This window comes from Agromyces badenianii, from assembly GCF_003070885.1.
GTDB classification, from domain to species: domain Bacteria; phylum Actinomycetota; class Actinomycetes; order Actinomycetales; family Microbacteriaceae; genus Agromyces; species Agromyces badenianii.
Genome location: NZ_CP028913.1, coordinates 3,031,397 through 3,052,052 on the forward strand (window position 1 = coordinate 3,031,397; position 20,656 = coordinate 3,052,052).

The window sequence follows — 20,656 nt, forward strand, 5'->3', positions numbered from 1 at the left end:
GCCCTGTGCACAGCACAACCTGGCCTGTGGATAACTCTGGGGACAATCTGGGCGAAACGCCGTGGAAGGTGTGCACTCAGCCTGTGGACAACTGTGGAAATGGTGTGAATTACACGGGTTGAATTTCAATTTGACCGGGCATTTTTTCTATCCACACCTGTGGGGGAAAACTTCTTCGCAACTCCGCTCCACATGTGGGTCGACCTGTGTACAACCATCTCAGGAAACTCCGATTTCGACTTGCGTGAAACCGCTTCGCGGGTGTACGGAAACGACGAAGCGGCGGCCGGGCCGAAGCCCGAACCGCCGCTTGCGCGTTGCGCCGCGAATTACTTCGCAGCGACCACCTGAAGAGTGATCGTCGCCGAGAGCTCGTCGTGCAGACGAACCGTCGCCTCGTGCTCGCCGACCGCCTTGATGGGGGCCGTGATCTCGATCTTGCGCTTGTCGAGCTCGCCGAGACCTGCGGTCGCGACGGCAGCCGCGACATCCGCGGTCTTGACGGAGCCGAAGAGGCGACCGCCCTGGCCGGCTTTGACGGCCAGCTTGACCTTGGTCGACTCGAGCTTGGCCTTGAGGGCCTGCGCGTCTTCGAGCGAGTGCAGAGCACGAGCGGTGCGAGCCGCCTTGATCTGCTCGACCTGCTTCTCGCCACCGCGCGACCACGCCACAGCGAAGCCCTGGGGAACGAGGTAGTTGCGGGCGTAGCCGCTCTTGACCTCGACGACGTCGCCGGCCGTGCCGAGGCCGGTGACCTCGTGCGTGAGAATTACCTTTGCCATTGTCGTGCTCCTTAGCGGCCGGAGCCCGAGTAGGGCAGGAGGGCCATCTCGCGCGCGTTCTTCACGGCGCGGGCGATGAGGCGCTGCTCCTGCACGGAGACACCGGTGATGCGGCGGGCGCGGATCTTTCCACGCTCCGAGATGAACTTGCGAAGGGTCGCGACGTCCTTGTAGTCGATGATTCCGACCTTGATGGACTTCGCCGGGGCGGCGTTCTTCGCGCCCTTCCCGCGGGTCGGCTTGCGGCGATCGCCGCTCGACTTTCCAGCCATTGTCTTTCCTGTCTGATTGAAAACGATTCGAGCGAGCGGATGCCTCGTGGCATCCGCTCACCGGCCTCTGCGCCTGTTGAGAAGGCTGGGCCTAGAAGGGGGTCTCGTCGCCGTAGCTCGTACCGGGGGTGTTCCAGACGTCGCCGCCACCGCCCTGGGGCGCTGCTGCGGGGGTGCTGGGTGCCCACGGCTCGTCGGCACCGGCGCCGCCCCCGAAGGAGCCGCTCCCGCCGCCGACGCCACGGTTGGACTGGGCGCGCGTCACGGACGCGGTGGCGTAGCGCAGGCTCGGGCCGATCTCGTCGACCTCGAGCTCGATGGTGGTGCGCTTCTCGCCTTCCTTCGTCTCGTAGGAACGCTGCTTGAGACGCCCGGAAGCGATGACCCGGGAACCCTTGGTGAGTGAACCGGCGACGTGCTCGGCGAATTCACGCCAGACGCTCGCGCGCAGGAACAGCGCTTCACCGTCCTTCCACTCGTTCGCCTGACGGTCGAACGTGCGGGGAGTGGACGCGATGGTGAAGTTGGCAACCGCGAGGCCGTTCTGCGTGTAACGCAGCTCGGGATCTGCAGTGAGGTTGCCCACCACGGTGATGATGGTCTCGCCGGCCATGAGGACTAGGCGTCCTTCTTGGCCGAAGCCGGAGCAGCAGCGGCCACGGCAGCAGCAGGAGCGGCGGCAGCAGCAGCGGCCTTCGCTCCGGCCTTCGCCGAAGCGGCGGCCTTCTTCGCGGCCTTCGCCTCCTGGGCCTTCGCGTGAGCGGCGACCTGTGCGATCGCCTCCTCGGCGCGGAGGACCTTGGTGCGCATGACGGCCTCGCTGAGGTTCAGCTGGCGGTCGAGCTCATCGGTGGTCTTGGACTCGGCGGTGAAGTCGACGACGGCGTAGATGCCCTCGTTCTTCTTGTTGATCTCGTACGCCAGACGACGACGTCCCCAGATGTCGACCTTGTCGACGGTGCCGCCATCATTACGGATGACGTTGAGGAACTTGTCAAGGCTGGGAGCAACGGTGCGCTCATCGATCTCGGGATCGAGGATAACCATCAGCTCGTATTGGTGCATGACTAACCCACCTCCTTCGGACTCAAACGGCTACAGGATCTCTGCAGCAGGAGGGTTGTGCATACGTCGCTTCGTGGAGGCCGCACAATCGCGGCACACGGGCAACCTAGACAGCATAGCGGATGCCACGCGCCCGCGCGATTCGCCCTTCGCGCCGGCCCCGCCGCATCCCCTGCACTCGCAGGCGAGCAGTGCGAGCTGGGGCGAGCTGGGGCGAGCGGTCAGGCGTCGGTCGGTGCCGTGCGGGCCGCCCACCAGGCGAGCAGGCGCTCGGTCGCGGCATCCTCACCGATGGGGCCTTCGTCGAGGCGCACCTCGAGCAGGTGCTTGTAGGCCTCGCCCACGACCGGGCCCGGCGAGACGCCCAGGATCGCCATGATCTGCTGCCCGTCGAGTTCGGGTCGCACCGCGGCGAGCTCCTCCTCTTCGGCGAGCACGGCGATGCGCTCCTCGAGGTCGTCGTAGGCGAAGGCGAGCTGGTCGGCCTTGCGGCGGTTGCGCGTCGTGACGTCGGCACGGGCGAGGATGTGCAGCCGCTCGAGCTGGTCGCCCGCATCTCGCACGTAGCGGCGCACGGCCGAGTCGGTCCAGGCGCCATCGGTGTACCCGAAGAAGCGCAGGTGCAGTTCGATGAGCCGCGAGACGGCGTCGACCGTGTCGTTGTCGAACCGGAGCGCACGCAGTCGCTTCCGGGCGAGCTTCGCGCCGACGACGTCGTGGTGGTGGAAGCTCACCGCCCCGCCCGGTTCGAAGCGCCGGGTGGGGGGCTTGCCGATGTCGTGCAGCAGTGCCGCGAGCCGAACGATGAGGTCGGGGGAGTCGAGCACCCCGCGCTCGATCTCGTACTCGATGGCCTGCTCGAGCACCGTGAGGCTGTGCTCGTAGACGTCTTTGTGGCGGTGATGCTCGTCGCGTTCGAGCGACAGGGCCGGGAGTTCGGGCAGCACGCGCTCGGCGAGCCCCGAGTCGACGAGCAGCCGGATGCCGCCGCGAGGCGCCCTCGTCAGCAGCAGCTTCGACAGCTCGTCGCGCACCCGCTCGGCCGAGATGCGGTCGATCTCGGCCGAGAGCTCGGTCATCGCCTGCGCGGTCGCCGGTTCGACCGAGAAGTCGAGCTGGGCCGAGAATCGCGCGGCCCGGAGCATCCGCAGCGGGTCGTCGCCGAATGACTGCTCGGGTGCCGCCGGCGTGCGCAGCACGCGCGCCACGAGGTCTTCGACGCCGCCTGACGGGTCGACGAGTTCGAGTTTCGGCAGCCGCAGTGCGAGCGCGTTGACGGTGAAGTCCCGCCGGGTGAGATCGTCTTCGAGGCTCGAGCCGAAGACGACCTCGGGCTTGCGCGATGCGCCGTCGTACGCGTCGGCACGGTAGGTGGTGATCTCGACCGTCTCGCCGGCGATCTTCGCGCCGATGGTTCCGAACGCCCGGCCGATGTCCCAGTGCGCCTCGGCGATGGGCTTCACGATCGCGAGGATCTCGTCTGGCGTGGCATCCGTCGTGAAGTCGAGGTCGTTGACCGGCCGGCCGAGGAACGCGTCGCGCACGGGACCGCCGACGAGAGCGAGCTCATGGCCCGCCGCCTCGAACGCGGATGCAAGGCGTGAAACGGTCGGCGAAGCCGCCAGCTCGCCAAGCCGGTCGAGGGCCGCCGCGACACTCTGCATCCGTCCATGTTAATCGGCAGGAGGCGGTTCGCCGGGCGCGCCCGTGGATGCCGAGCGGATGCCCGGCGTCCACGCCGTAGAATCGCCACCATGGTGCCCGAGTCGAACCCTGCGCGCCGCCGGTGCTCACGGGTCGAATCGACGGATGGCGCCCAGCGCTCCCCCCGAGGCAGTGTGCGAGCGATCGCACGGCGCCGAGCGATCGCCGGTTTCAGTGCCGCCGTCGCCGCGATCGCCGCACTGACGGCGGTGCCTTTGGCCGTGAGCGCCTCGGCGATCGCAGTGGGGGATGCCGCGGCGAACCCCGTCTCCTCCGCGCACGCCGCTCCTCCCGTGCGCACGTCGGCGCTCTCGACCAGCGGCGTGCACCTGCGGGTCGCACCGACCGTGTCGACGACGATCGATCCCGCCGCCCCCCTCACGCTCGAGGTCGAGGTCGAGAACGCCACTGCCGAGTCGATCTCTGCGGGCGGCCTTCGCGTGGTGCGTTCCGCAGAGGCGATCGACGACGCCGCCGAGCTCGACGCCTGGCTCGCACAGGCGCCCCGATCGACACCCGATGCGAACGGCACGACCGAGACGACCGAGGCCGAACCGCATGAGCTCGAGGGCATCGAGGTCGCGGCGGTCGCGTCCGACGCGCTCGCGCCAGGTGCCGTCGACGTCGTCTCGATCACCGTTCCGGCCGAGACGATCGCGGATCTCGCCGGCGCCCCGGTGCTCGGGCTCGGCGTCGAGTTGCTCGTCGGCGACACGCTCGTCGCGTCGGCGACCGACGCCTACGCCAGCCGCGCCGCGCCGGCGACCGAGTCGCTGTCGGTCGCGCTCACCTACCCGCTCACCGTGCCCGCGTCGGCCGCCGGCCTGCTCACCGCTGAAGACCTCGCGACCTGGACCTCTCCGTTCGGGCTGCTCACGCGCCAGCTCGACGCCGTGGCCGGCCGACAGGTCGCCGTCGCCGTCGATCCGCGCATCATCGCGTCGATCCGGGTGCTCGGCTCGGCGGCGCCGGGTACGGCCGTTGCATGGCTCGGTCGCCTCGCCGACCTTCCCAACGAGATATTCCCGCTCGCGTATGCAGACGCGGATGTCGCGGCGCAGGCGCAGCTCGGCCTGGCCGGTCTGCTCACGCCGACCGGCTTCTCCGACGCGCTCGACCCCGAGAACTTCACCGGCGCCGACGGAGCCGCCGAGGTGTCGCCAGAGGATGCCGGCGGTGCCACGTCGACACCGAGCCCGACCCCGACGCCGACGCCGACCGCACCGGTGCCTGGAGAACTGCCCACGACCGACGCGCTGCTCTCGTGGCCGTACACGCGCTCCGACATCGCCTGGCCGGCCGACGACACGATCGCCGCCGGCAACCTCGGCTTCCTCGGTGCCGCGGGCCTGACGACCGCGATCCTCGCCCCCGGCAACGTCGCACCGGTCGAGCAGTGGTCGAACGCCGCCTCGAACATCGACGGCTCGACGGCTGTCGTCGCCGATTCACGAATCACCGCGCCGCTGCGCGAGGCCTCGGCCGCACTGACCGAGACGGCGTGGCGGGCCGCCGCCGGTCTGCTCGGGGCAGAGCTCGCGATCGGGGGAGCGGAGAACGTGGGCGCGCCACTCACCCTGCTCGCCACGTTCGACCGCGGCGCGGGCGCGCAGTCCTCCAGGGTCGCCGCCACGCTCGACGAACTGGCCGCCAGCCCGTGGATCGAGCTCGCGCCCCTCTCCGACGCCATCGGCGCACCGCCCTTCGAGCGCGGGCTCATCACTGAGCCCGAGAGCGACCAACGCCTGGCGAACATCGACCGGATTATCCGCGCCGACGCCGACGTCGCCGCATTCTCGACCGTGCTCGACGACCCTCGAGTGCTCGCAGCCCCGGTGCGGCGCGAAGCGCTCGCCATGCTCGACGTCGCCTGGCTCGACGATCGCGAAGCGTGGGACACCGCGGTCGGAGAGTGGTTGCTGCGGCAGCGCAACACCCTCGGCGCGGTCTCCGTCGTACCCAGCAGCCCGATCAACGTCGTCTCGACCGAGACGGGCGTGCCCACGACGATCCTCAATGGCTTGCCCTACCCCGTCACCGTCGTCGTCGACGTCGACCCCTCGAACGGCCGACTCATCGTCGAAGACCAGGCCACGGTCACGGTCGACCCCGAATCGCGAAGCACCGTGCGCGTACCGGTCGCCGCCGGCATCGGCAACGGCGAGGTCACGCTCACGGTCACATTGACCTCGCTCGATGGAGTGCCGGTCGGCAGTCCCGTGATGATCCCCGTGAACGTGCAGGCCGACTGGGAAGGCTTCGGCGCCGCGATCCTCGGCGTCGTGCTCGTCGTGTTCTTCGGCGTCGGCGTCTGGCGCAACATCCGCCGCCTTCGCAGGCAGCGCGCGGCCGCGGCCGCGGCCGCGGCCGCCGACGCCGACGCAGCCGCAGCCGCCGACGCAGCTGTCGACGAGCCCGTGACCTCTGATGCAGAGGTCACGGCGCCCTCCGATGACCAGGTCGCGGCACCTTCCGAACAACAGACGGAGCAACCCGCTGAACCCGGTGATGAGCGCCGCGATGGCTGACGATCGCATCGGACGCGCCAGCGTCTTCCTCGCCTCCGGAACGATCGTCTCGCGCATCCTCGGGTTCGTGAAAACGGCGTTGCTCGCCGCGGTCATCGGTGCGAGCGGTGCCGGCGCGAACGCGTTCGCCGCAGCCAACCAGCTGCCGAACACGATCTACGCCGTGGTCGCGGGCGGAGTGCTGAGCGCCGTGCTCGTACCGCTGATCGTCCGGTCCGCGGCACATCGCGACGGCGGTGTCGCCTACATCAACAAGATCATGACCCTCGGGTTCGTGATCCTCGCGGGCGCGGCCCTGATCGCCACATTGCTCACGCCCCTGCTGACCCTCCTGGTCGGAAGCCGCCTGCGCGACGGCGTGTTCGCCCTCGCAGTCGCATTCGGCTACTGGTGCCTGCCGCAGATCTTCTTCTACGGCATGTATTCCCTGCTCGGCGAGGTACTGAACGCCAAGCGCGTGTTCGGGCCGTTCACCTGGGTGCCTGTGCTGAACAATGTGGTCGCACTTGCCGGGATCGGGGTCTTCGCCCTGATCTTCGGTACCGATGCAGAGGGAACGCGCCCCGCCAGCGAGTGGGATTCCGGGATGATCGCGCTCCTCGCCGGGAGTGCGACCCTCGGGGTCGCCGTACAAGCACTCGTGCTCTTCTGGTTCTGGCGCCGAGCCGGTCTGCGATACCGGCCCGATTTCGGATGGCGCGGTGTCGGGCTCCGCTCCACGGCCGGCCTCGCGGGCTGGACCTTCGGCATGCTGCTCCTCACGACGATCGCCGGCTTCGTCGAGACCTCCGTGGTCGGCGTCTCCGCAGCGTCTCCCGACGAGCCATCCGTCGCCATGCAGCAGAACGCCTGGCTGATCTTCATGCTGCCGCACTCCGTGATCACGGTCTCGATCGCCACCGCCTACTTCACGAGGATGAGCGAACACGCCGCCGTCGGTGACCTTCGAAAGGTCCGAGACGATCTCTCCAGCGCAGTGCGCGGTGTGGGCGTGATCCTCATGGTCGCCACTGCGGTGCTCATGGTGTGCGCGGTGCTTTTCGCTCGAGTCTTCTCACCCGTCGAGCCCTTGGTGTGGTCGACCGGCGCCGTGATCCTGGCCTACCTCGTCGGCCTCATCCCGTTCAGCGTGCTGTTCATCGTGCAGCGCACCTTCTACTCGCTCGGCGACACGAAGACTCCGTTCTTCATCACCCTCGTGCAGGTCGTGCTCACCATCGCCGGCAGCCTGGCCTGCATCGCCCTCCCCAGCGCATGGGTGGCGTTCGGCATCGCGGTCGTGATCAGCTTCGCCGGCACGGTTCAGGCGGTCGTCGCCATCGTGTTGCTGCGACGCCGAATCGGCCCCCTCGACGGCCGACGCATCCTCGTAGCCTTCGGCCGGTCGGCTGCGGCGCTCGTGTTGCCGGTGCTCGTCGGTCTCGCCTTGCTCTGGGCACTCGGTGGCACATCCTTCGACGGGTTCGCACTCTCGAGCGTGTTCGGCGCGATCGTGTCGATGGCGATCATCGGGGCGGTGATGAGCGCGGTGTACTTCGCGGTGCTCTGGATGCTGCGTTCACCCGAGCTGCGCAGTTTCGCCGAGCCTCTAGTCGCGCGCCTCCGCCGCAGCTGAGTTGCGCGGCCCCACCCATCGCGCAGCGGCGACCATGCGACATCCGTCATACACGGGCACGCCGGCCGCCCCCGGAATACTCGCCGCCTAGACTGTGTTGTGCATCTCGTGGCATCCGATTCGTTGAATGCTACGAATCACCAGCAACGACAGGAGCGGGTTTGCGCGACATCATCATCATCGGTTCGGGCCCGGCCGGTTTCACGGCAGCGATCTATGCCGCCCGCGCGCAGCTGAAGCCCCTGCTCATCGCGAGCTCGGTCGAGATCGGCGGCGAGCTGATGAACACGACCGAGGTCGAGAACTTCCCCGGCTTCCCCGAGGGCATCATGGGCCCCGAGCTCATGACCAAGCTGCAGGCGCAGGCCGAGCGGTTCGGCACCGAGGTCGTCTACGACGACGTCGTCGAGCTCGAACTCGACGGGCCGGTCAAGCGCGTGAAGCTCGGCAACGGCGACGAGCACGAGGCGGCCGCGATCATCTACGCGACCGGTTCCGCCTATCGCAAGCTCGGCCTCGCCGAAGAAGAGGTGCTCTCGGGCCACGGACTCTCGTGGTGCGCGACGTGCGACGGGTTCTTCTTCCGCGAGAAGACGATCGCCGTTATCGGCGGCGGCGACTCGGCGATGGAGGAGGCGACGTTCCTCACCCGCTTCGCCGACAAGGTCTACGTGATCCACCGTCGCGACACCCTCAAGGCGTCGAAGATCATGCAGCAGCGCGCCTTCGACAACGAGAAGATCGAGTTCATCTGGAACGCCGAGATCGCCGCGATTCACGGCACCAGCGCGGTCACCGGCGTCACCCTGCGCGACACCGTCACCGGTGAGGAGCGCGGGCTCGACCTCGACGGCCTCTTCGTCGCGATCGGCAACGACCCGCGAACCCACCTCGTGCACGGCAAGCTCGACCTCACCCCCGAAGGCACGATCGCCGTCGAGGGGCGCAGCTCGAAGACCTCCCTCCCCGGCGTGTTCGCGGCGGGAGACGTCATCGACCCCCACTACCGCCAGGCGATCACCGCCGCCGGAACCGGTGCGGCCGCCGCACTCGACGCCGAACACTACCTCGCGGCGCTCGGCAACGAGAACGCCGCCGAGGCCTTGCTCGAGACGGAGTTCGTCGCCGTCAACTGACCAGGTGTCGCCCGACGCTTCGGGAACACCAACACCGCCGCGCGCATACCGCGCGGCATCCGATCACGAAGGCTTCACCAAAGGAGAACGCAATGACTGCACGTGCAGTGACCGAGGCCACCTTCGAGCAGGAGGTCCTCAACAATGAGAAGGCCGTGCTCGTGGACTTCTGGGCCGAGTGGTGCGGCCCGTGTCGCGCCGTCAGCCCGATCCTCGACCAGATCGCGACGGAGCACGCCGAAAAGCTCGACATCGTCAAGATCAACGTCGATGAGAACCCCGGTCTCGCGATGAAATACCAGATCACCGCGATTCCCGCGTTCAAGGTCTTCGAGAAGGGCGAGGTCGTCAAGACCGTCATCGGCGCCAAGCCGAAGCCCGCGCTCGAGGCCGACCTCGCCGCCTACATCTCGTAGTCGGCGGTCGATCTTCAGACCCGTCCGGCGAAAGCCGGGCGGGTCTTTCGCGTCTCCGGCCCCAACCATCCGTTTCAACGCAGAGCGGCGGATGTCGCGGCGCGACCATCCCGAGACAACGACCCCGATACCCAGCAACTACCATGGAAACCCTGAGCAGAACGGAACAGTGCAGTGGCATCTGACGGCGTCCCCCAGCGGACCGGCAACAATCTCGACCCTTGGTACGCGAATTACGCCGAACGAGCCGCCGGGCTGGCCGCCTCCGAAGTCCGAGCCCTCTTCGCCGTCGCCTCACGACCCGAAGTGGTGTCACTGGCCGGCGGCATGCCGTTCGTCTCAGCACTCCCGCATGAGCTCATCGTCTCCTCGATGGAGAAGGTCATGCGCGAGCGCGGCGCGGTAGCGCTGCAATATGGCTCTGGTCAGGGAATTCCCGAGCTGCGCGAGCAGATCCTCGAGGTCATGGCGATCGAGGGCATCCACGGATCAGTCGACAACGTCGTGACAGCGACGGGCTCGCAGCAGGCCCTCGATCTCGTTGCGAAGCTCTTCATCGATCCCGGAGACGTGATCCTCGCCGAATCGCCGAGTTATGTCGGCGCCCTCGGCATCTTCCGCTCCTACCAGGCGAACGTCGCCCACGTCGCGACCGACGAGCACGGGCTCATCCCTGAGGCACTTCGCCAGACGATCGCCGCGCTGCGTGGCCAGGGCAGACGCATCAAGTTCCTGTACACGATCCCGAACTTCCACAACCCTGCCGGTGTCACGCTCTCGGCCGAGCGCCGTCCCGAGATCCTCGAGATCTGCCGCTCGAACGAGATCCTCGTGCTCGAAGACAATCCGTACGGGCTTCTGCACTTCGACGAGCCCGCACCCGATGCGCTTCGCTCGCTCGATCCAGAGGGCGTCATCTATCTCGGATCCTTCTCGAAGACCCTCGCCCCCGGGTTCCGGGTCGGGTGGGCGCTCGCGCCCCATGCGATTCGCGAGAAGCTCATCCTCGCGGCCGAGTCCGCCATCCTCTCGCCGAGCTCGTTCAGCCAGCTCGTCGTCTCCGAATATCTGGCCACGGCCGACTGGCGCGGCCAGATCGATACGTTCCGCGGGGTCTATCGCGAGCGCAAAGACGCGATGGTCGAGGCGCTGGGGGAGTACCTGCCTCAGCTCAACTGGACCAACCCGAACGGCGGCTTCTACGTCTGGGTCACCATGCCCGACATGCTCGACTCGAAGCAGATGCTGCCGCGGGCGGTGAAGGAGCTGGTCGCCTACACGCCCGGCACCGCGTTCTTCGCCGATGGACGTGGCAGGCATGCCATGCGGTTGTCGTACTGCTATCCGACCCCAGAGGCCATTCGCGTCGGAATTCGTCGCCTCGCGACCGTGATCAACGGTGAACTCGATCTGCTCGACACCTTCGCCGGCACGGGTCCATTGCAGCTGCCACCAAGTGCGGGCTACGATTCCGCACCGCCATCCGACCTGAAGTAGTGGAGAAAGACCTGATCATGAGCGATTCTTCTGGCCTTTACGTCGTCGTGCTCGCGGGTGGCATCTCTCACGAACGCGATGTCTCGTTGCGCTCGGGTCGCCGTGTCGCCGACGCCCTCACCGGCGCTGGCCACCGAGTGGTGCTCCGTGACCCCGACGCCGGACTGTTGCCGTTCCTTGCGAGTGAACGCCCTGACGTCGTGTTTCCCGCGCTGCATGGGTCGAGCGGGGAAGACGGATCACTGCTCGAGCTGCTCGCTGCGATCGACGTTCCCGCGGTGGGTTCGAGCGGCGCGGCGGCGCGGCGTGCGTGGTCCAAGCCGGTGGCGAGTTCATTGCTCGCCGCAGCGGGAGTGGCGGTGCCCGAGTCGATCGTGCTGTCGCACGAGTCGTTCCGCGAGCTCGGCGCTTCCAGCGTGCTGCGAGTTGTTCGCTCCGCCATCGAGGGCGACCTCGTCGTGAAGCCGGCGTCGGGCGGCTCGGCCCAGGGTGTCACCATCGTCGAAGACCCGAACGACCTGCCCCGCGCGATGGTCGAAGCATTCACCTATGCCGAGGTTGCGGTGGTCGAACGCCGCATCTTCGGAACGGAGATCGCGATCGCCGTCGTCGATACCGGCGACGGTCCTCGTGCACTTCCGGCCGTCGAGATCGAACCGACAGCCGGCGTCTACAGTTTCCAGGCCAGGTACAACGCCGGGGAGACCACGTTCTACACGCCGTCGCGTCTGGCTGATGCGACGGTCGCAGCAGTCTCGGATGCCGCGGTGTTGGCGCACCGCACGCTCGGACTTCGCGATCTCTCCCGCGTCGACTTCATTGTGGATGCCGAGGGGACGCCCTGGTTCCTCGAGGCGAACGTGATTCCTGGACTCACCGAGACCTCACTGGTGCCGCTTGCCATCGAGGCATCGGGCACGAGCGCTTCGGCGCTCTATGGTTCCCTCGTCGAAGCCGCACGGGATCGCACGAACTGATCTCGTCGAAGCATGGAGCGAGGGGGTCGGCCTGACGGGCCGACCCCCTCGCTGTACATACTCGAGCGCGTATAACACGGCGACGGCCGTGAGAAACCGGCTGCTTTCAGTTCGTCAGGAGCGATTCTCCGGCCGATTCACGATCAGACGCCGTCGAGATTCTCGCCGAGCTCCGTCAGGATCCTCCGAAGATCTTGGACTGTCGCGAAATCAACCGTGATCTGGCCTTTTCTTGCTCCGAGTGCGATCTTCACCCGAGTGTTGAGGCGGTCGCCGAGCCGGCTTGCGAGGTCTTCGAGGAAGTCCTGTCGTTTTCCGGCCGCCGGCTTCTGTCGAGACGATTTCGGCTCGTTCGTCGCAACCGCCTCGGCGGCACGCACCGAAAGCTCCTCGTTGACGATCTTGTCGGCGAAGCGCTGCATCTCGGTCGCATCGTCACCGATCGACAGGATGGCGCGTGCGTGCCCCGCCGTCAGCACACCGGCGGCGACACGGAGCTGCACCGGCTCGGGCAGCTTGAGGAGCCGCAGCGTGTTCGAGATCTGCGGTCTGGAACGCCCGATGCGAGAGGCGAGTTCCTCCTGCGTGATGCCGAAGTCGGCGAGCAGCTGCTGGTAGGCCGACGCCTCTTCGAGCGGGTTGAGCTGTGAGCGGTGCAGGTTCTCGAGCAGCGCGTCGCGAAGCATGTCTTCGTTCGCGGTGTCCTTGACCACCGCAGGGATCGAATCGAGGCCGGCCGCCTTCGTCGCCCGAAGACGACGCTCGCCCATGACCAACTCGTACTTGCCGGGCAGATCGGGGTGACGGCGAACGACGATCGGCTGCAGCACGCCGAATTCGCGAACGCTGTGCACGAGCTCCGCGAGGTCATCGGGATCGAAGACGCTCCGCGGCTGCTGGGCGTTCGGAACGATGTCGTTCGGATCGAGGTGGGCAAGGTGGGCGCCCGGTACCGTGATGAGGCCCTCGCTCGCGACCGCCTCTTCGACGACGGCGATGGCCGCGGTGGGCTGCGCGTCGGAGTCGGGGAAGAACACGTCGACGGGTCGCGATCGCGTGGCGTCGTCGCCACTCGGGATCAGTGCGCCGATTCCACGGCCAAGTCCGGTCCGTTTGGTTGCCATCAGTTCGACTCCTCGGGTTTCGCAGCGCCACGACGGGCGATCTCGGCGGCTGCTTCTCGATACGACAGGGATCCACTCGACGCGAAGTCGTAGCTGATCACGCTCTGCCCATAACTCGGAGCCTCAGACACCCGCACTGAACGGGGAATGATCGTTTCGAGGGTCTGAGCGGGGAAGTGGTCGCGAACCTCCTGCGCCACCTGCTGGGCCAGGTTCGTGCGGGAGTCGTACATGGTCAAGAGGATCGTCGACAGCCGGAGTTCGGGGTTCAGGTGCTTCTCGATCAGCTCGATGTTGCTCAGCAACTGCGAGAGTCCTTCGAGCGCGTAGTACTCGCACTGGATGGGGATCAAGACCTCACGTGCCGCGACGAATGCGTTGATGGTCAGCAATCCGAGCGACGGCGGGCAGTCGATGAAGACGTAGTCGTAAGGCCGCTCCATCGATGCGAGGTGGGTATCCAATGCACGTCGCAGTCGCTGCTCGCGGGCGACGAGCGAGACGAGCTCGATCTCCGCGCCGGCGAGGTGGATCGTGGCGGGCACGCAATCGAGCAGCTCGTGTTCCGTGGAAGGCTGCACCACCTCCGCGAGCGCGACGTCGGAGACGAGCACCTCGTAGACGCTCTTGCGTTCGGAACGGTGATCGACACCCAGTGCGGTTGACGCGTTGCCTTGAGGGTCCAGGTCGATCACGAGCACGCGGGCACCGGATCGAGCGAGACCGGCGGCCAAGTTCACGGCTGTCGTGGTCTTGCCGACGCCGCCCTTCTGATTCGAGATCGTCAGTACTCGTGTCGAAGGCGGCAGTGGGAGGACTGCCTCATCGAGTGCGATGCGACGACGCGTCTCGTCGGCGAGTTCGTAGGCCAGGGGAGTTCCTCCGTGATCAGTAGACGTTTCACGTGAAACATCGGGGGCTTCGGTTTGGATCTGGGGCGCGAGCGACGACTGAGCTCCAGCGGGCTGCGGCGCGGGAGGTGGCAGAGGCGACGGCGGGACAACGAGCATTGGCGCGACGGGTGGTGCGGATTGCATCGCGGATTTGTCGACCGATGGTGCCCACGAAGAATGTGCGTGCTGCTGAGACTGGGCGTCGATCGGCAGTTCGAACGTTGCGCGCTCCGAGGGATGCGATTCGGCGGGCTCGCTCGGGGAATCCGAAGGAACGGCGTCGGGAGAGGGACTGATGTCTACGCTCTCTACGCTCGCAGGGACAGCGAGCGGCGTCACATCGAGTGACGACGCAGCACTTGGGTCTGCGGTTTGACTGCTTGAGAGTCGTTCGTCAGTGCCTTCGTGTGGCGCGGCACCCCTGTCGACAGGCATGCGGGTCGGGTGCAATGCCGACGCGGTTTCAGCCGTAGCGTCACCGACGATCTCTCGAATCAGATCTTCGAGGAGTCGATCAGGGCCAGCAGCCGGATGCCGGCTCGCTTCAGAAGGCTGCGGCTCGACCTCGTCAGCCAAGGCCGCGGCGGTGGCTGCATCCCAATCAATCCCGCCGCTGGGTGTGTCTCCCTTTGGAGTGCCTGTCTTCTCGCCCTCTAGCGGTGGCGACGTCCACACTGGGGTTGCGCCGGAGGCAGCAGGGGAGGGGAGTGGGTCCAGCGACGGCGGAACTGCGACATCACCGTGCCGGTGCTCGTTCGATGTCGACGGTGCCGGTGCCGGTGCCGGTGCCGATTTGAATACTCCGCTGGGCCGCGAATCGCGACTCTCGGAGCTGGTGGTCGGAGACGTCTGTTCCTGACCTGGTTCAACAAATCCCGCCGGCCGCAGCGGCTCACTCACAGCATCGGGCTGATGATCTGGCGGCGCCGACTGCGAGGGCGCCGTGCCGTTCGTCATCTCGTCTGGGCTGGGGCGAGGGCGCTTGCGGTGAAACCAGCCACGTCCTCCGCCCTGTGCCATGCCGACTACTCCAACCCGTTGGTGTGTGGCCAAGACCGCCGCTCTGCGGCAGTCTCGGTCCGAGAGTCAAGCCTAACCGCCGCAACCCACTCTCAAGTTGACGACGAGCGAACTCGACGAGATCCGAGCCGATCGTCCCTGTGGAGGAGTGCTCCGTCGCGGATCGAGTTCGCCAGTGCCGGCTTCGGGCCCGTGCGCACACGAAGCATGGACTCTCCGAAGGGCGCCAGAAGGCACCGCCGCATGGACGCCGGGCAACGGCATGACCTCTCGCGGGCCTGCAGGTGTCCCTCGATCGTCTGACGGCAACCTTATGGCGCCTGGTTCCCCCGGCCGTCCGGTGCTGATGGCCAGGTGAGGTGCTGGGCCAAGTGAGGTGCTGGGCGGGGTGAGGTGGTGGTCCAGGCGAGATGGTGGGCCACGTGAGGTGGTGGTCCAGGCGAGATGGTGGGCCACGTGAGGTGGTGGTCCAGGCGAGATGGTGGGCCACGTGAGGTGGTGGTCCAGGCGAGATGGTGGGGTGGTGGGGTGTTCGCGGGCGACCGTGTTTCACGTGAAACACTGAGGCGCGAGCGGCGCCGGCGGCGCAGACGGTTCGGGCGCCGGCGGACGGTGCATCCACACCGAGCGAGGCGGATAGTGCAGAAGATCGCATTGGTACGGCCACTCTCGGGCGGTGCAGCTATTGAGAGTCGCTCGGTGCGTCAGGGAGCCAGGGGTAGTCCTCACCTGACCCCGCACATCGTCAGGCGTGCGTGTCAGAGGTATGTGATCGATCGCCTCAGTGCTCGTGCACACCCTGAATCCTCGTTGCGTTTCACGTGAAACGGCTGATCGCTCGCGCGCATCCGAGGCGACCGAGACAAAGCTTGCCTGGCGCCAAGTGCATTGCGGCACGGAGGAAACAGAAGGGCTCGGGTGGGAGTGGAAGCGACCCACACGGCGCTACGTGCTCCCCTCCTCGCGATGTCGAGCAATCGCGCGTCGCGATAGGCCAAGGGCTTGGCTCCTCGAGAACTCCGATGCCAGAGAAGGCGCCGGATCGCCCTGACGTGACGCAATCCCGAGTTGCAGCGGCCGCACCGGCTCTCAACAACAGCCAGGTGGAGGGCGCTCGAACGCGGCCGAACCAGCCGAGTCCCCACCAAGAACCGGCGCAAGGCGCGCTTGGTTGGGCCGCGCTGTGCCCAGCCGGGTTGTGGGGCGTTCGGTAGTCTGACTCCACCGTCACGGACCTGCCATGTTTCACGTGAAACTGCCGCGCGAGCCTGGCATCCACCAGAGACCCGGCCGCGACCGACGACGACATGTGCTCAGCCCGTCACCCGGTACAACACGACCGCCTGGCACACCGCGCTCGGTGACGACCTCCATCGAAGAAACCCACAGCCACCCACTTCAGTCGACCGCCCACCGTGCCCACCAACCGCAAGCCCGCCCATATCGACCGCGTCATCGACGTCTTTGACAAGTCGAGGTCACGGCCGTCTCATTGGCACGTTCACCAGTTCGTGCCTGATCCATGCAGACACCAGCCGGCGGGGTGTGTGGTGACGCGACGCCAGCGTCCGATCGCTGATGAGGGTTCATCGACGCTGCGCGGGTGCCTCCGTGTTTTCACTACGGGTGTTCCCGATCACCGGTGCCGAACGGGCGTTGCCGACCTTCGGTGCTGAGACGGTCGCGTTCGCAAAGCCCTGACCCGCCGGCGGGATACGGCGATTCTCTCTGAGGCGACCGCCCCGCCAGCAGACCGCAGCCGCACCTTTATAGGGAGGTGAAAGGACTATAGAGAGGTGAAAGGACGCGACAGTGAAGGTGAAGGAGGCGACAGTGGAGTTGGAAAGAGAGGAGGAAGTGGCAGTAGCAGTAGCAGTAGCAGTGACAACGACAACGACAACCGAGTGAGCTGCACTCACCAGCCCAAACGCGTCGACCCGATGAGCTCAAGCACGGAACCAGAGCGCGCAGTGCGATTCGAAACACGGCGCTGCCCAGAACTCTGCCCCTGTAGTCGCCGTCCCCAGCGTTTCACGTGAAACACGAGGGGGGAGCCGTTACGCAGGATGCACGGCGGATGCAGATTCCGCCCTTCTCACTTAGCAGGACGGCCGAATGCCCGAAGGCTCGAAGGCTCGAAAGCACGAAGGCCTGAAGGCCTGAAGGCCACCGTCCTACTCGTAGCACTCGGGCCGAAGCCACGTGCGTACGACCGGCGCGAGATCGACCCGGGCGTCAGCCCGCGGTGGCGCGGAATACCCGAGTCACCTCGGAGACCACGCCTTCGCCGAGCACGAGCACCTCGACGTCATGCAGGTGATGCCTGCGAATGACCTTCTCGGCCGCGGCGATCTCGCCGTCGACGCCGGCGCCCTTCATGAGCACGAGTTCGCCGCCGGGCTTCAGCAGGGGAGCGGTGACGGGGATCAGGGTGCGAAGTGCGCTCACCGCACGAGCGGTGACCTGATCGAGGGAATCGAACAACTTCGACTCTTCCGCGCGGGCGCGGACGACCGTGACGTTCTCGAGCTCGAGCTCCGCCGCTTGCCGTTCCAGCCAGGCGACCCGTCGCTCCATCGGCTCGATCAGTGTGAAAGAGGCATCCGGGCGCAGAATCGCGAGGACCAGACCGGGAAGCCCGGCGCCCGAACCGACGTCGCCGACGCGACCCGGGCGGAGGAGCGGCGCGACGAGCGCACTGTTCAACACGTGCCGCGTCCACAGGCGAGGCAGTTCCAACGGACCGATGAGTCCGAGTTCTTCGCCGTGGCGTGCGAGCGCGGTGGTGAAGGCGCGGCCCTTTTCGATGTGGTCGCCGAAGAGCTCTGCCGCGGCGGCCGGCTCGGGCTCGAGTCCGTCGAGTTTCACGTGAAACGTCAGCCGATGCGAGTGATGACCGTGTGCCGGTCAGCACCCTCGCCACGCGACTCCGAGTGCAGTCCGCGCTCGGCGACGAGATCGTGCACGAGTTTGCGCTCGTAGGACGACATCGGGGGGAGCGAGGCCTCGGAGGCGCCACCATCGATGCGTTCGGCGGCCCGAGCCACGAGGCTCGCCAGCTCGTCGCGGCGCGCGTCGCGTGAACCGCCGATGTCGAGGATCAGGCGGGAGAACGCACCGGTCTTCGTCTGCACGGCAAGTCGGGTGAGCTCCTGGAACGCGCTCACCGTTTCGGGCTTCGAAAGCAGGTTGAGGTTCGCTCCCTCACCCGCGTTGACCGACACGTATGCGCGACCGTTGCGCGCGTCGATGTCGATATCGCCATCGAGATCCATGATGTCGAGGAGCTCTTCGATGTAATCGGCCGCGATATCGCCCTCTTCTTCGAGCTGCACGGTCGAGCGGTCTGCGGTGTCGTGATGCACGTCGGTCATGGGTCTACTTCCCCTGCTTCTTCGCGCGAGCCTTGCTGACAGGCTGCTGGCGCTGCGTCTTCTTCGGTTCCTGCGACTCGATCTCGGTCTTCTCCTCGATGACGAGCTTGCCCTTGCGGGCGAGTCGCTCCTCGCGGGCCTTCGCGGCCTCGCTGCCGGGCGTCGGCATGTTGCGGATGACCACGAACTGCTGACCCATCGTCCAGAAGTTCGAGACCAGCCAGTAGAACATGACGCCGATGGGGAAGGCCACACCGGAGAACGCGAACACGAGGGGGAGCAGGTAGAGCAGGATGCGCTGCTGGCGGAACATCGGGCTCGCCTTGGTCTCGGGCGACATGTTCTTCGAGACGATCTGCAGCTGGGTGATGAACTGCGAGGCGGTCATCAGCACGATCATCACCGCGGCGATGACCATGACCTGCCACGGGTACTCGCCGTTCATGGCGCCGATGAACGTGCCCTTCAGCGGGGCGCCGAGGAACTCGGAGTTGGCGAAGGAGTTCGCAAGATCTTGCGTGAACACGCCGACGCCGGCCTTGTCGTGCTGAGCGTCGTTGAGCACCGAGAACAGGCCGAAGAAGATCGGCATCTGGAGCAGCAGGGGCAGACAGGAGGAGAGCGGGTTGGTGCCCGTCTTCTTGTACAGCTCCATGGTCTCGCGCGACATCGCCTCGCGAGAGAACTGGTCCTTCTTGCCCTTGTACTTGTCTTGGATCTTCTTCAGCTGCGGCGCGACTTCGAGCATGCGGCGCTGGCTCTTGATCTGGCGGACGAAGATCGGGATCAGCGCGGCTCGCACGACGATGACGAGACCCACGATCGACAGCACCCACGTGACGCCGGCGTCGGGGTTGAGCCCGAAAAACGTCCACATCGAGTGGAACGCGACGAGGATCAGCTCGATGACCCATTTGATGGGCCAGAGGATCAGGCTGATGAAGTCCATTGGGCGAGTCAGTCCTTTCGGGACGATGAGGGGGAGGAGAGCAAGAGCTCCGCGTCATCGCGGGGCGCGTCGGCTGCGGCCGAGTCACTGAGTGCACCGGTCACGAGTCGATCGCTGTCGACGGATGCCTCGTGGCCGGTGAAGCCGGTGGCGTGGTGGTGAGCACCGTGGTCGGTGTCGGCGAAAGACGGGAATGCGACATCCGTCTGCCCGAAGCCGGTGGGAACGACCCACCCGAACCTGGTGATCCGGTAGCGGGAGTGACTCGCGGCCTTGACGTCGTCGATGCCGCCGGAGGTCCACGGATTGCAGCGCAGGATGCGCCAAGCCGTGAGAACCGAGCCCGCGATGAGGCCGCGCTGCTGCACCGAGCCCAGGCCGTACGCCGAACATGACGGGTAGTAGCGGCAGACATCGCCGTAGAGCGGGGAGATGACCGCGCGGTACCCGCGGATGAGCAGCACCCCGATGTTGCGGGGGATGAGCACCACGAACAGGGCGGCGTTCTTCACGCTATTCGCCCTTCTGCGATGCGGCATCGATCGACGCTCGAGCGCGCCGGCGCTCGAGAGCGTTCAGCACCTCGGCGCGAATCTCATTCCAGTCGGCGGCGGACGCCGACGGCAGTGCACGAACCACCACGTCGACGTCGCAGACGCCGTCGCCGAGCGCTTCGTGGCAGACGGCCTTCAGTCGCCGCCGCACCAGATTGCGGCGAACGGCGGTGCCGACCTTCTTCGAGACGATGAAGCCGAAGCGTGCGTCGGTGCCCGACTCCCGTGAGCGCAGATAGCTCACGGTGTGGGCACCGGCGACCTTCGCACCTCGGCGCACGATGACTCGATAGTCGTCGGCGCTCGTGATGCGATTGGCTTTGGCGAGCACCGAGGAACTACGCGGAGAGCTCGGTGCGACCCTTGCCGCGTCGCGCCGAAAGGATGGCACGGCCGGCGCGGGTGCGCATGCGAAGGCGGAAGCCGTGCTTCTTGGCACGACGACGGTTGTTCGGCTGGAAAGTACGCTTGCTCATTCTTCTTCTCCGGCGTTCGGATCTCCTCGCCGGAATCGCAATTGCGTGAAGGCGGGAAAACTGGGTGCCCTGACGGGCTGGGGTCAACTGATTAAAACTACGGCCTCGAGGCCGTGGGGTCAAACCGAAACACGTTCGACCCGACGCAGTTCAAAAGAGACAGTATCGCGCGAAGCTCAGGATCGCCTGTGGAACGACACGCCCGCGAAGTCGAATCCCCCAATCGGCATTTGTCGGGAGCGAGTTCCTCGGATAGCGTTTGACACCAGTTATC

18 protein-coding genes and 1 pseudogene are annotated in these 20,656 nt (G+C 66.6%); 6 read left to right on the forward strand and 13 right to left on the reverse strand.

What is annotated here, in order from left to right; translation table 11 throughout:
- Positions 1-329: 329 nt before the first annotated feature.
- The 5 genes and pseudogenes from rplI to DCE93_RS14290 form a co-directional block, all read right to left on the reverse strand.
- Positions 330-782, reverse strand: a complete 453-nt coding sequence (rplI, locus tag DCE93_RS14270) for a 50S ribosomal protein L9 (RefSeq protein ID WP_108596461.1) — start codon at positions 780-782, stop codon at positions 330-332.
- Positions 783-793: 11 nt separating this feature from the next.
- Positions 794-1,054 carry a 30S ribosomal protein S18 gene (rpsR, locus tag DCE93_RS14275; RefSeq protein ID WP_108596462.1) on the reverse strand — a complete coding sequence of 87 codons (261 nt, stop codon included), beginning with the start codon at positions 1,052-1,054 and terminating at the stop codon, positions 794-796.
- 91 nt (positions 1,055-1,145) lie between these two features.
- The gene (locus tag DCE93_RS14280) at positions 1,146-1,667 is read right to left on the reverse strand and encodes a single-stranded DNA-binding protein (RefSeq protein ID WP_108596463.1); all 522 of its coding nucleotides are present in this window, start codon (positions 1,665-1,667) and stop codon (positions 1,146-1,148) included.
- A gap of 89 nt (positions 1,668-1,756) precedes the next feature.
- Positions 1,757-2,119, reverse strand: a pseudogene (gene rpsF, locus DCE93_RS14285) (30S ribosomal protein S6); the annotation flags it as partial.
- Positions 2,120-2,340: 221 nt separating this feature from the next.
- Positions 2,341-3,783 (reverse strand): CCA tRNA nucleotidyltransferase, encoded by a 1,443-nt coding sequence (locus DCE93_RS14290; protein ID WP_108596465.1) that lies wholly within the window; start codon positions 3,781-3,783, stop codon positions 2,341-2,343.
- A 90-nt stretch (positions 3,784-3,873) separates the two neighbouring features.
- On the opposite strand from DCE93_RS14290, the gene DCE93_RS14295 reads away from it, so the two are divergent.
- The 6 genes from DCE93_RS14295 (at position 3,874) to DCE93_RS14320 (ending at position 11,992) form a co-directional block, all read left to right on the forward strand.
- Positions 3,874-6,351, forward strand: a complete 2,478-nt coding sequence (locus DCE93_RS14295) for a DUF6049 family protein (protein ID WP_146185018.1) — start codon at positions 3,874-3,876, stop codon at positions 6,349-6,351.
- Positions 6,344-7,966 carry a murein biosynthesis integral membrane protein MurJ gene (gene murJ / locus DCE93_RS14300; RefSeq protein ID WP_108596821.1) on the forward strand — a complete coding sequence of 541 codons (1,623 nt, stop codon included), beginning with the start codon at positions 6,344-6,346 and terminating at the stop codon, positions 7,964-7,966. Before DCE93_RS14295 ends, murJ begins: the two co-directional genes overlap by 8 nt.
- A 161-nt stretch (positions 7,967-8,127) precedes the next feature.
- Entirely contained in the window at positions 8,128-9,102 is a 975-nt protein-coding gene (trxB, locus tag DCE93_RS14305; protein ID WP_108596467.1) for a thioredoxin-disulfide reductase, read from the forward strand.
- A 92-nt stretch (positions 9,103-9,194) separates the two neighbouring features.
- Complete coding sequence (trxA, locus tag DCE93_RS14310; protein ID WP_108596468.1) at positions 9,195-9,518, forward strand: thioredoxin; 324 nt, start codon at positions 9,195-9,197, stop codon at positions 9,516-9,518.
- 174 nt (positions 9,519-9,692) lie between these two features.
- Positions 9,693-11,015 carry an aminotransferase-like domain-containing protein gene (locus DCE93_RS14315; protein ID WP_108596469.1) on the forward strand — a complete coding sequence of 441 codons (1,323 nt, stop codon included), beginning with the start codon at positions 9,693-9,695 and terminating at the stop codon, positions 11,013-11,015.
- Positions 11,016-11,032: 17 nt separating this feature from the next.
- On the forward strand, positions 11,033-11,992 hold the full coding sequence (locus tag DCE93_RS14320) for a D-alanine--D-alanine ligase family protein (protein ID WP_108596822.1): 960 nt from the start codon (positions 11,033-11,035) through the stop codon (positions 11,990-11,992).
- Positions 11,993-12,135: 143 nt separating this feature from the next.
- On the opposite strand, the gene DCE93_RS14325 is transcribed toward DCE93_RS14320, so the two are convergent.
- From DCE93_RS14325 to rpmH, 8 genes are all read right to left on the reverse strand, one after another.
- On the reverse strand, positions 12,136-13,116 hold the full coding sequence (locus DCE93_RS14325) for a ParB/RepB/Spo0J family partition protein (RefSeq protein WP_108596470.1): 981 nt from the start codon (positions 13,114-13,116) through the stop codon (positions 12,136-12,138).
- Positions 13,116-14,153 carry a ParA family protein gene (locus tag DCE93_RS14330; protein ID WP_276329507.1) on the reverse strand — a complete coding sequence of 346 codons (1,038 nt, stop codon included), beginning with the start codon at positions 14,151-14,153 and terminating at the stop codon, positions 13,116-13,118. Before DCE93_RS14330 ends, DCE93_RS14325 begins: the two co-directional genes overlap by 1 nt.
- A 3,111-nt stretch (positions 14,154-17,264) precedes the next feature.
- Positions 17,265-17,897 (reverse strand): 16S rRNA (guanine(527)-N(7))-methyltransferase RsmG, encoded by a 633-nt coding sequence (gene rsmG / locus DCE93_RS14335; RefSeq protein WP_108596472.1) that lies wholly within the window; start codon positions 17,895-17,897, stop codon positions 17,265-17,267.
- Positions 17,898-17,905: 8 nt separating this feature from the next.
- The gene (locus DCE93_RS14340) at positions 17,906-18,403 is read right to left on the reverse strand and encodes a Jag family protein (RefSeq protein ID WP_108596473.1); all 498 of its coding nucleotides are present in this window, start codon (positions 18,401-18,403) and stop codon (positions 17,906-17,908) included.
- Between the two features lie 4 nt (positions 18,404-18,407).
- On the reverse strand, positions 18,408-19,352 hold the full coding sequence (gene yidC / locus DCE93_RS14345) for a membrane protein insertase YidC (protein WP_108596474.1): 945 nt from the start codon (positions 19,350-19,352) through the stop codon (positions 18,408-18,410).
- An 8-nt stretch (positions 19,353-19,360) separates the two neighbouring features.
- Entirely contained in the window at positions 19,361-19,864 is a 504-nt protein-coding gene (gene yidD / locus DCE93_RS14350) for a membrane protein insertion efficiency factor YidD (protein ID WP_244284193.1), read from the reverse strand.
- A gap of 1 nt (position 19,865) precedes the next feature.
- Positions 19,866-20,237, reverse strand: a complete 372-nt coding sequence (gene rnpA / locus DCE93_RS14355) for a ribonuclease P protein component (RefSeq protein ID WP_108596476.1) — start codon at positions 20,235-20,237, stop codon at positions 19,866-19,868.
- 7 nt (positions 20,238-20,244) lie between these two features.
- Entirely contained in the window at positions 20,245-20,382 is a 138-nt protein-coding gene (rpmH, locus tag DCE93_RS14360) for a 50S ribosomal protein L34 (RefSeq protein WP_022892375.1), read from the reverse strand.
- Positions 20,383-20,656 lie beyond the last annotated feature (274 nt).

What these genes read in the sequence shown, in the direction of transcription:
- DCE93_RS14325 (WP_108596470.1), bottom strand. Translation starts at nt 13,116, where the DNA reads ATGGCAACCAAACGGACCGGACTTGGCCGTGGAATCGGCGCACTGATC.
- rpsR (WP_108596462.1), bottom strand. Translation starts at nt 1,054, where the DNA reads ATGGCTGGAAAGTCGAGCGGCGATCGCCGCAAGCCGACCCGCGGGAAG.
- DCE93_RS14330 (WP_276329507.1), bottom strand. Translation starts at nt 14,153, where the DNA reads ATGCAATCCGCACCACCCGTCGCGCCAATGCTCGTTGTCCCGCCGTCG.
- rplI (WP_108596461.1), bottom strand. Translation starts at nt 782, where the DNA reads ATGGCAAAGGTAATTCTCACGCACGAGGTCACCGGCCTCGGCACGGCC.
- rpmH (WP_022892375.1), bottom strand. Translation starts at nt 20,382, where the DNA reads ATGAGCAAGCGTACTTTCCAGCCGAACAACCGTCGTCGTGCCAAGAAG.
- DCE93_RS14280 (WP_108596463.1), bottom strand. Translation starts at nt 1,667, where the DNA reads ATGGCCGGCGAGACCATCATCACCGTGGTGGGCAACCTCACTGCAGAT.
- murJ (WP_108596821.1), top strand. Translation starts at nt 6,344, where the DNA reads ATGGCTGACGATCGCATCGGACGCGCCAGCGTCTTCCTCGCCTCCGGA.
- DCE93_RS14340 (WP_108596473.1), bottom strand. Translation starts at nt 18,403, where the DNA reads ATGACCGACGTGCATCACGACACCGCAGACCGCTCGACCGTGCAGCTC.
- DCE93_RS14320 (WP_108596822.1), top strand. Translation starts at nt 11,033, where the DNA reads ATGAGCGATTCTTCTGGCCTTTACGTCGTCGTGCTCGCGGGTGGCATC.
- DCE93_RS14295 (WP_146185018.1), top strand. Translation starts at nt 3,874, where the DNA reads ATGGTGCCCGAGTCGAACCCTGCGCGCCGCCGGTGCTCACGGGTCGAA.
- trxA (WP_108596468.1), top strand. Translation starts at nt 9,195, where the DNA reads ATGACTGCACGTGCAGTGACCGAGGCCACCTTCGAGCAGGAGGTCCTC.
- yidC (WP_108596474.1), bottom strand. Translation starts at nt 19,352, where the DNA reads ATGGACTTCATCAGCCTGATCCTCTGGCCCATCAAATGGGTCATCGAG.
- DCE93_RS14290 (WP_108596465.1), bottom strand. Translation starts at nt 3,783, where the DNA reads ATGCAGAGTGTCGCGGCGGCCCTCGACCGGCTTGGCGAGCTGGCGGCT.